A 13,277-nucleotide genomic window follows, 5' to 3' on the forward strand; every position below is an offset into this window, starting at 1 on the left:
ATGTTAAAGGGTTCCCCGAATTTGAGCAGTTCTATCGTGCGGGTTTCCCCACACGCACCCAAGTGATCTTGAACTCAAGTCCGCTGCGTCTACCTGTTCCGCCACGCCCGCACACCCGGCTGCTATACATAGGCAGGCCGCCCAAGCCAAGTGCCGCCCTCTCCCGGTTTTTCACGTCGGCAGAATTACAGGCCGGCCTCGATTGCCATCCGAATCGCATCGGCGCTCGTTCGCACACCAAGCGCTTTCAAGACAGCCGCTCGATGCAGTTTGACCGTGCGTTCGCTCAGCTGCAATTCCCACGCGATCTGCTTGTTGAGTTTTCCAGCCGCAATACATTCCAGAATTTCCCGTTGCCGTCTGGGCAAAGCCTCGACCTTTTCCTTAGCAATCGCAGCTCGATCCTTGCGACTTGCATCCGCTCCGGCCGACAACTCCACTTGCGAGCCCAGAAAATACTCGAGCTCTCCCTCTGCGTCAAAAATCGGGGCAATCATCACGGCGTTACGAAACGGGGTGCCATCCTTTTTATAATTCAGGATTTCGACCATCACCGGCACTCTGCCAGCAATGCCCGCCCGCAATTGCTCGCTCAAATCCGCTTCGGTCTCTGGTCCTCGCAAAAACCGGCAATTGCGTCCAATAATCTCGGCCGGAGTATACCCGGTCAGATCGATGAATGCCTTGTTGCACGCAACGATGGGGTTGTCTGCCAAGCGCGGGTTGCTGACAACCGCAGCCACCAGGCTATTTTCGATCATTGTACCGATTGCCATGACACCTCTCAACGCTTTTGCTGCGCAGGTCACAACTGCCCTTAGGATCATGTTGCCGCAGCACAAGCGTAAGACGATCCTTAGCGCAAGTTCGGCTGAAAGTGACAGTGCTTTCGTTGCCGGAGAGCCGGCGGTCGGACAGATCCTTGTCGCTAGCCGGGGCGAAAGGAACGATTGCAATGAACTATGTTCCGTTGGACGTCGAACACGCCGATGCGGATTGCAGCACGTGCGACGGCGAGCTGACAGACAGCGGGTCAGAAACGAGCGCAAGCAAGCCCGACGTGCCTGCATATGTGCAGGAGGCGGTGCGCACGCTGTTGCGCTGGGCCGGTGATGACCCTGAAAGAGAGGGTCTGATCGACACTCCGACACGCGTGGGGCGTGCCTGGCGAGAATATTGCGCCGGTTACTGCGAAGAACCGGGCATCCATCTGCGTCGTACATTCAGCGAGGTCGCAGGGTACGACGAAGTCGTGCTATTGAAGGACATTCCGTTTCAATCGCATTGCGAACACCATTTGGCGCCGATTACGGGAACTGCATCGATCGCCTATCTCCCACGCAATCGGGTGGTCGGCATTTCAAAGCTAGCGCGGGTATTGGAGGGATATGCAAAACGCCTCCAAATTCAAGAGCGCCTGACCAGCGAAGTGGCCCAGTGCATCTGGGAAAACCTGCAACCGCACGGAGTTGCCGTGGTCATCGAAGCGCACCATGGATGCATGACTGGACGAGGTGTCCGGACACCCGGCGTAGGCATGATCACCAGCCGCATGCTCGGATGTTTTCTGACTGACGCCAGCAGCCGCAAGGAAGTGCTTTCCCTGATGCGTCGCGGTTGAAGTCGGTTGGCCATGCAACATGTTGCAATTGTCGGCGCAGGAATGGCCGGGCTATCCTGCGCAGAATCACTGCGTCGCGCCGGGATCCAAGTCAGCCTGTTCGACAAAAGTCGTGGCCCGGGTGGCCGAATGTCAAGCCGCCGTTTGGAAACACCCCAGGGACCAGCCATATTCGATTTCGGTGCCCAATATTTCTGTGTGCGCGACACCGCTTTTGGTGAACAAGTCCACGCATGGGAAGCGTGTGGCGTGGTTACGCGTTGGCCGGAAGCCCGGGCCGATGCATTTGTCGGAACGCCGACCATGAACGCGATCTTGCGCCATGTCTCCCAAGAGCACGACGTTTCGTTTTCAGCTCTGGTCAAAGGTCTGAAGCGACACGGGCGACAGTGGCAACTGATTTGCGAAGGTCATGGTACCACGTTGTACGATGGCGTAGTGCTTGCCCTTCCTGCAGAACAGACCGCGCCGATCCTGACTCTGCACGATTTCGAACTGGCCCAAGCGGCACTGTTTGCCCGTTCGCAACCATGCTGGACGGGCATGTTTGCCTTTGCCCAGCCGCTGGCGCTTCCCCAAAACATCGTGCGCAACAGCGGACTTTTTGCCTGGGCAGCGCGCGATAACGCAAAGCCAGGCAGATCGGGTCCGGAACGATGGGTGGTGCAAGCCGAGCCGCAGTGGACAGTAAGACACCTCGAACACACGCCCGATGAAGTTGGCCCCTTGCTCCTCGATGCGTTGTCAACACTATCAGGGAGTTCGCTTCCCGAAGTGATTGCGCAATCCATCCACCGCTGGCGTTATGGCCTTTCTGCTGGCACCGGGCTTGGCTGCCTATGGAACCCCGGACTTCAACTGGGCGCCTGCGGTGACTGGTTGCTTGGGCCCAACATCGAATGTGCATGGCTGTCCGGTCGCCGGCTCGCTGAACGCATGGTCACAGAGATTTCCATCGCGGCTGAATAGGCCCACCAAATCACAGCGCGCTCGGTCGCGTAGCGACGGTGCTTCGCACCCCCACCCCAGCAGCCATCTACGAACTTGAATAGCGGACCGCTCTCGGCGAGAATAGGGCTCTGGACTGCAGGCTGTGAAGGATGTGGCGATGCCCGAGCTGAAGCTTAAACTTCAACTGCTATGTGCAGACGCGATCGCCATGGGGCCTGGCAAAGCTGCGCTTCTTGACCAGATCACTGCGACCGGATCGATCGCCGGCGCGGCACGGCAACTGGGCATGAGTTATCGCCGCGCCTGGCAATTGGTCGATGTGATGAACCGCTGCTGGAATGGTCGCATTGTTGAAACCGTCCCTGGCAGAGCGAGCGGTGGCGCGCGGTTGACCGAGCTCGGGACGGCCGTACTTGCGCGTTACCGCGCCCTCCATGCCAGCATCGAAACGTGCGCGGCGGACAGTGGCTGGCAGGAACTGGCGCTGATGCTTCGCGAAGAACCGTTGGAAAGCCAGCCCCATTCCGGCTCTTCGCAATCTATTGAAATCGCCTGAACGAACGCTGCACCCCAATGGCGAGGCAGCGCGCGCCATTTTGATGGGATCAAACCAGACTGCTGGCGCTTGTCCCCAATTCCGCAAAATAGCGCGCCATCGCATCGGCAGCCTTGTCGGTGAGCGTAATGAAAGCGCGCCGCCGGTCGGTCTCATCGTCCACGCGCTGCAACAGGCCCGCATCGGTCATTTGCCCGATCCAGCGCAACGCTGTCGTGGGAGGTACGCCCGAAGCAATGCACAACGACGTAACCGAAACCCGGACATGCTCGACCCGCGCGGCGGTGAGATCAAGCAGCATGTCCCATGCCGGATCGGCAAACAGATCACCTTCAAAGAACCGCGCCCGCAATTGCCGTTGACGGATGATCTTGCGCACCAGACGCGGATCGGGGAGCGGTGGCCTTGATGCTCTGACCAACCGGTCGCTACCACCGTCGAACTGCGGATCAAGCTTGGCATCCGATTTGCCGGGATAGCCTGGCTGATTTTCAAACCGGAAAACGCCCGGTGTCTCGCTCGCACTGTGCGAAGAAAGTTGTTCGAGCTTGTGGGCAATCTGGCTGACTTGGTCGGTTAGACGCAGCAGGCTAAGCCGGTCCTCTTCCGAGAGTTCGCGGACCCGGTTGCCGGTCCTCGCCAGAACACGACCCAACGCGATCACCCGGTCGGCTCGGCTCGGCGTTACCAGAATCTGCGCGTCGGCATGATCAAGGCAGCCAAACACTTCATCGAGCGACCCCATCGAAGTCGACACCACCAGATGCGACCCCATTTGCGACGCACGCTGATCCAGCCGTGCCAGGGCGGCCAGTTCAGCCCCGTCAATCACCGGACAATCCACCAGTACGAGATCGGGCAACACGGGTGGATCGCCAGGCTCAAGCAAACAGGCGAGATCGGTCGTCTGCGCCACGCGCAGACCTGCCGCCGCGGCATCTTCGGCCATTTCCGCCCGAAGATAACCGCGATCGGCATAGATCGACACGGCCATCCCGGCGCGATTACCCGAACCAAAACCGTGGCCAGAACCCAATCCCTGCCCAGAGCCGGGATCGCCACAGCCGTAGTCGTATTGCGATGCAGCCTGTCCCATAATCCGTCTGATCCTTTCGCGCCGGAACGCGAACAAGAGTGGAACAAACGGACATAAGGTCAACTACGGATGCCTCGAAATTGGATCAAGGCCCGCAACGGCGTGTGCTCCGGGGCAAGCGCCTTCGCCGCCCCGGCTAGGTCAATCGACGAAAGGATCGCGCACGAGAATCGTGTCTTCCCGTTCGGGAGACGTCGATACCAACGCCACCGGCGTTTCGATCAGTTCCTGCACGCGCTGGATATATTTGATCGCCTGCGCAGGCAGATCCGCCCACGAACGCGCACCCGCCGTTGTGCCGTGCCACCCATCCATTTCTTCGTAGATCGGCTCTACCTCCGCCTGGTCGGCGGCGTGGCTTGGCAGATAATCAAGCACTTTGCCGCGCAGGCGATACCCGGTGCAGATCCGCACTTTGTCAAATCCGTCGAGCACGTCGAGCTTGGTCAACGCGATCCCGGTCACCCCGGAAATGGCGCAGGACTGCCGCACGAGCACGGCATCGAACCAGCCGCACCGCCGCTTGCGCCCGGTAACCGTGCCAAATTCGTGGCCGCGCTCGCCCAGTTTCTGACCGGTCGCATCGGTCAGTTCTGTCGGGAACGGACCCGATCCAACCCGCGTGGTATACGCTTTCACGATACCCAGCACGAAACCGGTTGCCGCCGGGCCAAGGCCGGAACCAGACGCCGCCGTACCGGATACAGTGTTGGACGACGTGACGAACGGATACGTGCCGTGATCGACGTCAAGCAGGACGCCCTGGGCGCCTTCAAACAGCACCCGTGCACCCGCCTTGCGCACGATCTGCAGACGTTTCCACACGACTTGCGCAAATTGCAGGACAAACGGTGCGATCTCGCGCAGTTCAGCCACCAGCGCGGCACGATCAACCGGTTGCTGGCCAAATCCCGCGCGCAGCGCATCGTGGTGCGCGCATAGCCGGTCGAGTTGCGATTCAAGTGCATCGAGATGCGCCAGATCACACACGCGGATCGCGCGCCGTCCCACTTTGTCTTCATAGGCCGGGCCGATCCCGCGCCCGGTCGTGCCGATCTTGCCGGTACCGGCCGCTGCCTCGCGCAATCCATCGAGATCGCGGTGCAAGGGCAGGATCAGCGGGCAATTGTCGGCGATCGCAAAATTCTCTGCATTGATCGTCACGCCTTGCGCGGTCAGCTTTTCCACTTCAGCCTTCAACGCCCAGGGATCGAGCACCACCCCGTTGCCGATGATCGACAGCGTGCCTGTCACGATTCCCGATGGCAACAGGCTCAGCTTGTAGACCTGTTCGCCCACCACCAGCGTGTGGCCGGCATTGTGCCCACCCTGAAACCGCACGACCGCATCCGCGCGGCTGGCCAGCCAGTCGACGATCTTGCCCTTGCCCTCATCGCCCCACTGGGCGCCGATTACGGTAACATTTGCCATGGATACAATTTTTCCCCTGCCGGGTGATCCGCGAAACGCCCTTCGACAGGACTCGGCGTTGCGGATAGAACGAACAAGCCGTGGTTGCCCGGCTCGTGACTGCGCGGGGGCGCACTAGGGGGAGATCAAGCCGCAAGTCAAGACCTGCCACCCGGCGGCCTGCCCTTTCTAACCGACACCGCCATCCGATCACGCTTCCCTTGCGCGTGTGGTTGCGCCAGATACTATGTATCCTGCCAGTGCCAAAGGATCACCTGCGTTGCGCAACCCGTTTGTCAGCATGTTGATCACGATTGGCCTGATCTTGGGCAAATGGTTCGAGACGCGCGCGCACCAGCGTGCGCTATTGCCGAGCGACAGCATTGCCTTTGGCCCGGACCTGGCGCAGTCGATCGAATTCTGGCCTGCGCACCATACGCTGGAAGAGACACGCCGCGCTGCCCCGTTGATTGTCTTCATCCACGGTGGCGGCTGGAGCATGGGCACAACGGAAAACGCCACCGGGCATGCAAAGATTGCGCATTTCACCGCGCGCGGGCTGGCTTTCGCCACGGTCGGCTATCGATTGGTGCCCGACGTCAGAGTGGAAGATCAGGCCGCCGATCTGGCCCAGGCCCTCGGCGCGCTGTTCGCAGAGGCTGATCGTCTGGGTGTTGATCGCACCCGGGTCCTGCTGATGGGGCACAGCGCGGGCGCGCATCTTGCCGCGCTGGTCGGTACCGATCCCCGTTGGCTGCAATCGGCAGGCCTGTCGTTCGACGCCATTGCCGGGATCATCGCCATCGACGGGGCCGCCTATGCAGTCGGGCAACAGATCCGCGAGGCCCCGCTGCTGCTGCGGTCGCTCTATCGTCAGGCGTTTGGCAACGAACCCGACCGCCAGCACATCTTGTCCCCCACCAGCCAGGCCACGGCACCCAATGTCGCCAACTGGATGCTGCTCTACGTCAACCGGCGCGACGGCATCCGCCAGACCGAAACGCTGACCGCTGCATTGCGCCGCGCAGGCAGCACCGTCGATCTTGTCGCACTGCCGGGCCGCGGCCTGCTGGGCCACATCGCCAGCAACCGTCGCCTTGGCGATCCGGCATGGCCCGGCACCACCGCTGTCGATCAATGGATTGATCGCATCCTGGCCAGTCGCATATCCGTGCCCCGCCTTGCGGCCACCGCGAAAATCTAGGGCACGATGCGTTTAGGCCGTAAACGCATCATGCCCTAGGTGCCCCGCTCAAACGCGGCGATGATCGGGCATGGTCCGGTCGGGCTGGCCTGGCACTCCACAGCCAGATGTTTCAGCGCGGTGCGTGCTGCCACCAGGTCTGCGATCTTCGCATCGAGCGCGGCAATCCGCTCACGGGCCAGGGCGCGCACGCGAAGGCGATCTTCGCTGGCATCAAGATCGAGCAATTCGGCAATCTGATCCAATGTGAAGCCCGCAGCCTGGGCCGATCTGATGAAGCGCAGCCGACGGATAGCGGTTTTGCCATAGCGCCGGATGCCACCGGACACCCCGCCTCCGCCCGGCTTGTCCGGCGTTTCGAGCAGGCCGCGCCGTTGATAATAGCGGACAGTTTCAACTCCGACACCGCCTGCTCGTGCCAGTCCCGCGATGGTCGTCATTTCGGCGCTTGACCCCGTACCATGGTACGGATGTTATAACGCCTCGGTCCGATCAGATCAAACTGTCAATCGGCCGAACCAACAAACAGGCAGAAACCCCTATCCATGACAAACCGCACCTTCAGCCGACGTGCAGTGCTTCGCTCCGGCCTGACGCTTGGCGGCGCAGCAGGGTTGACCGCGTGTCTGCCTGGCTGGGCACAGCCGGTTTCGCGGGGGTTCACCAGTCCCGATCGGGCCGCATCGGACGACGACATCGTGCTGCACATTGCCCGACAGACGATGATCATCGATGGTCGCGCCACGCACGCGATCGGCATGAACGGCAGCGTGCCCGGCCCGCTGGTCCGCCTGAAAGAGGGGCGTACCGCGCGCATGCATGTGGTCAACACGCTGAGCGAAGACAGTTCGATCCATTGGCACGGGCTGTTGGTCCCGGCGCTGATGGACGGGGTGCCCGGTCTGTCGTTTCCCGGCATCGCCCCAGGCCAGAGTTTCACCGCCGAATTTCCGGTGCGGCAGAACGGCACGTTCTGGTATCACAGCCATTCCGGCCTGCAGGAACAATCCGGTCTTTACGGGCCGATCGTCATCGACCCGGCCGAACCCGATCCCGTCGGGTATGACCGCGAACACGTCATCGTGCTGTCGGACCACAGCCCTGCCGATCCACACACGATATTTCGCCGACTGAAACTGGGTGATGGCTATTACGATTTCCAGAAGCAGACACTGGCCGGCCTGATCGCGGGACACGATCAAACCCTGGAGGAACGGATCAGGTGGGGCGGCATGCGCATGTCGCCGACCGACATCGCCGATGCCACCGCCGCCACTTACACCTATCTCGTCAACGGCCATGGCCCGCACGACAACTGGACGGCGCTGTTCGTGCCGGGCGAGCGGGTACGGCTGCGCATCATCAATGCCTCGTCGATGACCACGTTCAACGTGCGCCTGCCAGACCTGCCGGTGACGATTGTCCAGGCCGACGGGCAGAATGTCAGACCGGTCGAAACCGATGAGTTCCAGATCGGCATTGCCGAGACCTATGATCTGATCGTGACGCCCGCCGATCGCGCCTACACGCTGGTCGCCGAAAGCGTCGACCGTTCGGGCATGGCGCGCGCCACCCTGGCGCCGCGCGCCGGGATGGTCGCCCCTTTGCCACCGCTGCGCAGGCGCCCACTGGCGACAATGAAGGATATGGGCATGGATATGCCCGGCATGTCCGACGCCATGGGCAAGTCGGCCATGGTCATGACCATGCGCGATTTTTCGCACGCCGCCGGGGTCGCGCGAAATCCCGGTGTGCAAACGATCAACCCGATGCCGGTCGATCGCACCGACTATCCGGGACAAGGCCTCGACAATGTCGGCCATCGCGTGCTTACCTATCGCCAGTTGGTCGCGCTGCAGCCAAACCCGGATCGGCGCGCGCCGACACGCGCGCTGACCATCCATCTCACCGGCAACATGGCCCGCTTCATGTGGTCGTTCGACGGCGTGAAGATGTCGGATGCGATGGCTCCCTTCCCGTTTCGCCTGGGCGAGCGTGTGCGCGTGAAGCTCGTCAACGACACGATGATGGCGCATCCCATCCATCTTCACGGCCACTACTTCGAACTTGTCACCGGGCAGGGCGATCACGCCCCGCGAAAACACACCGTCATTGTCCAGCCGGGCGGGACGGTCACCTGGGATTTCACCGCCGACAATCCCGGAGATTGGGCGTTCCACTGCCACCTGCTGTACCACATGCATGCCGGCATGATGCGCACGTTCAGCGTTCGCGAGGGGGATCGCGCGTGAGGCACTTGCGCGCAACGATGCTTGGCGTGGCCCTGCTGGCGTCGGCGCCGGACATCGCCCAGGGACAGGCCATGCCCGGCATGACCATGGGCAATGCACCCTCGCCCGCGGGCGATGCAGCGCCCCCGCCGGTTCCGGATGACCACTACGCCGACCGGCAATACCCCGCTGCGGCGATCGATGCCGCCTATCGCCGGATGATGCAGGAACAGGGCGGGCAGACATTCTATCAGGTCTCTGCGAATCTCGCCGAATATCAGGCTAGCCGGGATCACGATGGCTATCGCTGGGACGCAGAGGCGTGGCTCGGCGGCGATATCAACCGTGCCGAACTGCGCAGCGAAGGCACCGGCACGATCGATCAGGGCACCGAGAATGCCGAAGTTCAGGCGCTCTACAGCCGGGCGATCGGTCCCTGGTTCAATCTCGAGGCAGGCGTGCGGCAGGATATCACGCCAAAGCCCGCCCGAACTTATGCCACCATCGGCATCGAGGGTCTGGCACCCTATATGGCCCAGACCGAAGCGCGGCTGTTCGTTTCGACCCGTGGCGAAGTGCTCGCCCGGCTGGAGGGATGGTATGATCAACGCGTGACACAGCGTATCGTGCTGCAACCGCGTGTCGAACTGAACTTTTCGGCGCAGGACACGCCCCGCCGCCGCATCGGCAGCGGGCTCTATGATGCCGAGCTGGGCCTGCGCCTGCGCTACGAGATCACCCGCCGGTTCGCGCCCTACGTGGGTATCTCTTACGAAGCGCAAACCGGGCGCACCGCCGACTATACCCGCGCCGCAGGCAAGGACCCGACCAGCACCAGCTTTGTCGCGGGTGCGCGGTTCTGGTTCTGAACCAGGAGGCGGCCAGAACTGCGCACCCAACGCCGTTGCGCAGCCAACGCCGCATCGCCTATCGCTGTCGATCGTGACCCTGCCCCAGCTCAGCCTGCCCGCGGCCCGCCGCATCGCCCTTGCCGCGCAGGGATTCGACCAGCCGCATCCCGCCAGCCCCAATCAGGGTCATCTGCGCCGCACCCTGGCCAGGACCCAGTTGTTCCAGATCGACAGCGTCAACGTGCTGGCCCGCGCGCACTATCTGCCCGCCTATGCACGGCTGGGCGGGTATTCGCGCACCTTGCTGGATCGGGCCGCCTGGGCGCGCAAGTCGGAACGACGGCTGTTCGAATATTGGGCGCACGAGGCTTCGCTGCTGCCGCTCGACCTGCAACCCCTGCTGCGATGGCGCATGGCCCGCGCCGATCGTGGCGAAGCCGGCTGGTCGGCCTTGCGTGTCTTTGCGGGCGAGCGCCGTGCCGAGGCAGAGGCGCTGCTCGGCCGCATTCGCGACAACGGCCCGCTGGCGGCGTCGGACTGCAACGATGGGCGCAGTCGTCCTGGCTGGTGGGAATGGGGCGACAGCAAGCAGATGCTGGAATGGCTGTTCTGGGCGGGGCACCTGACCACGCAGACGCGCCGCAACAGCTTTGAACGGGTCTATGACCTGCCCGAGCGGGTGATCCCCGCCGCCATTCTCGATCTGCCCAGACCGAGCGATGCCGATGCCTTTCGCGCGCTGGTGCTGCGTTCGGCCCAAGCCCTGGGCATCGCCACCGCGTCAGATCTGCGCGACTATTTCCGGCTGGGCGTCACCGAAACGCGCGTGGCCATCGACCGGCTGGTTGACGAAGGCGCGCTGGTGCCGGTGCAGGTCGAAGGCTGGAAACAGCCCGCCTATCTGGACCCTGCCGCGCGCCGTCCGCGCCGGATCGAGGCGCAGGCGCTGCTCGCGCCGTTCGACCCGCTGATCTGGGAACGCGACCGCACCGAGCGCCTGTTCGGATTTCGCTATCGCATCGAAATCTATGTCCCCGCCGAAAAGCGCGTACACGGCTATTACGTCCTGCCGCTGCTGGTCGGGGATCGGATCGTGGCCCGGGTCGACCTCAAGGCCGACCGGGCGAATCGCCGATTGCTGGTCCAGTCCCGTCATCTGGAACCCGGCGCGCCGCCCCACACCGACAGCCGGCTGGACCAGGAATTGCATCGCATGGCCGCTTGGCTGGATCTGGAAACCGTGGCCTGAACACGCATCGGCCGGGCCGTCAGCCTGTTTATGATAGCGCTACCTTTTTCAATCTGCTACGAGCCGCCGCGAATGACGGGCAAACGGCGCGCACCGCCGCGCCAACGGGGGAATCATGGATCGTCTGGAACTTGCGCCGATGGCCACGCTGTTGCGCGTGCTGTGCGCCGATATGGTCGAAGCGGCGGGATCGGGCCATCCCGGCATGCCGATGGGTATGGCCGATGTCGCCACCGTGCTATTTGCCAATCATCTCAAATTCGATCCGCGCCACCCCGAATGGATCGCGCGCGACCGCTTCGTGCTGTCCAGCGGGCACGGTTCCGCGCTGGCCTATGCCGTGTTGCATCTGATCGGCGTGCCGTCGATCACGCTTGACCAGTGCCAGGCCTTGCGCCGCAAGGGCAGCCTGACCCCCGGTCACCCGGAATTCGGCCATACGCCGGGGATCGAATGCACCACCGGCCCACTCGGCCAGGGGCTGGCCACGGCGGTCGGCATGGCGATCGCCGGGCGCAAGCTGGCGCACGAATTGGGCGAGCCGATCGCCGGGCACCGCGTGTTCGTGATGGCGGGCGATGGCTGCATGATGGAAGGCATCAGCCACGAGGCTGGTGCGCTGGCAGGCCATCTCGGGCTCGACAATCTGGTCGTGCTGTTCGACGACAACGGCATTTCGATCGACGGGCCGGTGTCGCTGTCCACATCGGAAGCGGTGCTCGACCGCTTTGCCGCCTATGGCTGGGACACCCTGGCGATCGATGGCCACGATATCGATGCCATCGACCGCGCGCTCGGCCAGGCACAGACCAACGCACGCCCGACGCTGATTGCCTGCCGCACGCAGATCGGGCGTGGCGCACCCGACAAGGCTGGTCAGGCGGGCATCCACGGCTCGCCGCTTGGCGCGGCCGAAATCGCAGGTATGCGCGCCGGGCTCGACTGGCCGCACACCCCGTTCGACTTGCCGCCCGCGATCCGCCAGCGCTGGCTGTCAGTCGGCCATCGCGGCGCCCTGGCGCGGGACGTGTGGCACGGCTTGCTTTTGCAAAGCGAGGCCGCCGTGGGTGACCGCGTGACGGCAATCGAACTGCGCCACCTGCCCCGCGTTCCGGCGGCCACCATCGACGCGGTGCGCGCCCGGGCCGTGGCAACCACCGCACCACAGGCAACACGCGTCAGTTCCAAGGCCGCGCTCGAACTGCTGGTCGCCGATTGCCCGTGGCTGCTGGGCGGATCGGCCGATCTCAGCGGTTCGAACGGTACGCGCGTCGGCACGCATCGCGACGTCACGCGGGCCGACCCCGGCGGCACGTATCTGCGCTATGGCATTCGCGAACATGCCATGGCCGCGGCGATGAACGGCATCGCGCTGTCCGGCGCCTATGTCCCCTATGGCGGCACGTTCCTGGTGTTCAGCGATTACAGCCGCCCGGCGATCCGGCTGGCCGCGCTGATGCGGCTGCGCGTCATTCATGTGTTGACGCATGATTCGATCGCGCTGGGTGAAGACGGGCCGACTCATCAGCCGATCGAACACCTTGCCAGTCTGCGGCTGATCCCCGGCTTGCGCGTGTTTCGCCCCGCCGATGCGGTCGAAGTGGCCGAATGCTGGGAACTGGCACTGCGCCACGATGGCCCCTCGGTGTTCGCGCTGTCGCGGCAGGACCTGCCGCTGCTGCGCCACGACACGGCCGAAAATCGCAGCGCCACCGGCGCCTATACGCTGACCGACCCGGCGCAGGAACGCGCCGTCACACTGATCGCAACCGGATCGGAAGTGCATCTGGCGCTGGCTGCGTGCGATGCCTTGCAGGATCTGGGGATCGTCGCCGGGGTCATTTCCGCGCCGTGCCTAGAACTGCTGGCCGAACAGGATGCCGCCGCGATCGACCGCCTGTTGCAACGCCGGACCAGCCTGTGCGTATCGATCGAGGCGGGATCGACCGGGCCCTGGCGCGCGATCACTGGGCTCGACGGTCTGACGTTGGGGATCGACAGCTTTGGCGAATCCGCCTCGGGCCCCGAACTGTTCGACCATTTCGGGCTCACCCCCCAAACCATCGCCCGGCGCATCGCCGATCATCTTGCCCGCTGAGGGAGCGTAG

12 protein-coding genes are annotated in these 13,277 nt (G+C 63.4%); 8 read left to right on the plus strand and 4 right to left on the minus strand.

The annotated features are described in order from the left end of the window. Positions 1 to 185 precede the first annotated feature (185 nt). Positions 186 to 761, minus strand: coding sequence for a PAS domain-containing protein (locus AQZ49_RS05915; RefSeq protein WP_369819084.1), 576 nt, complete (start codon positions 759 to 761; stop codon positions 186 to 188). A gap of 194 nt (positions 762 to 955) precedes the next feature. On the opposite strand from AQZ49_RS05915, the gene folE reads away from it, so the two are divergent. The 3 genes from folE to AQZ49_RS05930 all read left to right on the plus strand — a co-directional run bounded on the left by folE (position 956) and on the right by AQZ49_RS05930 (position 3,128). Next, entirely contained in the window at positions 956 to 1,621 is a 666-nt protein-coding gene (gene folE / locus AQZ49_RS05920) for a GTP cyclohydrolase I FolE (protein ID WP_082701563.1), read from the plus strand. 12 nt (positions 1,622 to 1,633) lie between these two features. Beyond that, positions 1,634 to 2,590 (plus strand): NAD(P)/FAD-dependent oxidoreductase, encoded by a 957-nt coding sequence (locus AQZ49_RS05925; protein ID WP_067613922.1) that lies wholly within the window; start codon positions 1,634 to 1,636, stop codon positions 2,588 to 2,590. 139 nt (positions 2,591 to 2,729) lie between these two features. After that, on the plus strand, positions 2,730 to 3,128 hold the full coding sequence (locus AQZ49_RS05930; protein ID WP_067614282.1) for a winged helix-turn-helix domain-containing protein: 399 nt from the start codon (positions 2,730 to 2,732) through the stop codon (positions 3,126 to 3,128). Between the two features lie 49 nt (positions 3,129 to 3,177). On the opposite strand, the gene AQZ49_RS05935 is transcribed toward AQZ49_RS05930, so the two are convergent. Next, positions 3,178 to 4,260 carry a winged helix DNA-binding protein gene (locus AQZ49_RS05935; RefSeq protein ID WP_369819085.1) on the minus strand — a complete coding sequence of 361 codons (1,083 nt, stop codon included), beginning with the start codon at positions 4,258 to 4,260 and terminating at the stop codon, positions 3,178 to 3,180. Between the two features lie 105 nt (positions 4,261 to 4,365). Then, a complete protein-coding gene (locus AQZ49_RS05940; protein ID WP_067613925.1) occupies positions 4,366 to 5,655 on the minus strand; it encodes an adenylosuccinate synthase in 1,290 nt (429 codons plus the stop codon). A gap of 259 nt (positions 5,656 to 5,914) precedes the next feature. Here AQZ49_RS05940 and AQZ49_RS05945 point away from each other — a divergent pair, with 259 nt between their 5' ends. Further along, positions 5,915 to 6,838: an alpha/beta hydrolase gene (locus AQZ49_RS05945; protein WP_231738915.1), complete on the plus strand. Its 924-nt coding sequence runs from the start codon at positions 5,915 to 5,917 to the stop codon at positions 6,836 to 6,838. Positions 6,839 to 6,873: 35 nt separating this feature from the next. Here the strand turns inward: AQZ49_RS05945 and AQZ49_RS05950 are convergent, their stop codons facing one another. Continuing rightward, complete coding sequence (locus tag AQZ49_RS05950; protein WP_067613926.1) at positions 6,874 to 7,278, minus strand: MerR family DNA-binding protein; 405 nt, start codon at positions 7,276 to 7,278, stop codon at positions 6,874 to 6,876. A 105-nt stretch (positions 7,279 to 7,383) separates the two neighbouring features. Here AQZ49_RS05950 and AQZ49_RS05955 point away from each other — a divergent pair, with 105 nt between their 5' ends. From AQZ49_RS05955 to tkt, 4 genes are all read left to right on the plus strand, one after another. Beyond that, on the plus strand, positions 7,384 to 9,090 hold the full coding sequence (locus AQZ49_RS05955) for a copper resistance system multicopper oxidase (RefSeq protein ID WP_067613927.1): 1,707 nt from the start codon (positions 7,384 to 7,386) through the stop codon (positions 9,088 to 9,090). Then, the gene (locus AQZ49_RS22725; RefSeq protein ID WP_156428162.1) at positions 9,087 to 9,938 is read left to right on the plus strand and encodes a copper resistance protein B; all 852 of its coding nucleotides are present in this window, start codon (positions 9,087 to 9,089) and stop codon (positions 9,936 to 9,938) included. The genes AQZ49_RS05955 and AQZ49_RS22725 overlap by 4 nt, the downstream gene beginning before the upstream one ends. A 73-nt stretch (positions 9,939 to 10,011) precedes the next feature. After that, positions 10,012 to 11,169, plus strand: a complete 1,158-nt coding sequence (locus AQZ49_RS05965) for a winged helix-turn-helix domain-containing protein (RefSeq protein WP_231738918.1) — start codon at positions 10,012 to 10,014, stop codon at positions 11,167 to 11,169. A gap of 115 nt (positions 11,170 to 11,284) precedes the next feature. Further along, positions 11,285 to 13,267, plus strand: a complete 1,983-nt coding sequence (gene tkt / locus AQZ49_RS05970; RefSeq protein ID WP_067613931.1) for a transketolase — start codon at positions 11,285 to 11,287, stop codon at positions 13,265 to 13,267. Positions 13,268 to 13,277: the final 10 nt, after the last annotated feature.

It is taken from the genome of Novosphingobium sp. FSW06-99 (assembly GCF_001519065.1).
GTDB lineage: Bacteria > Pseudomonadota > Alphaproteobacteria > Sphingomonadales > Sphingomonadaceae > Novosphingobium.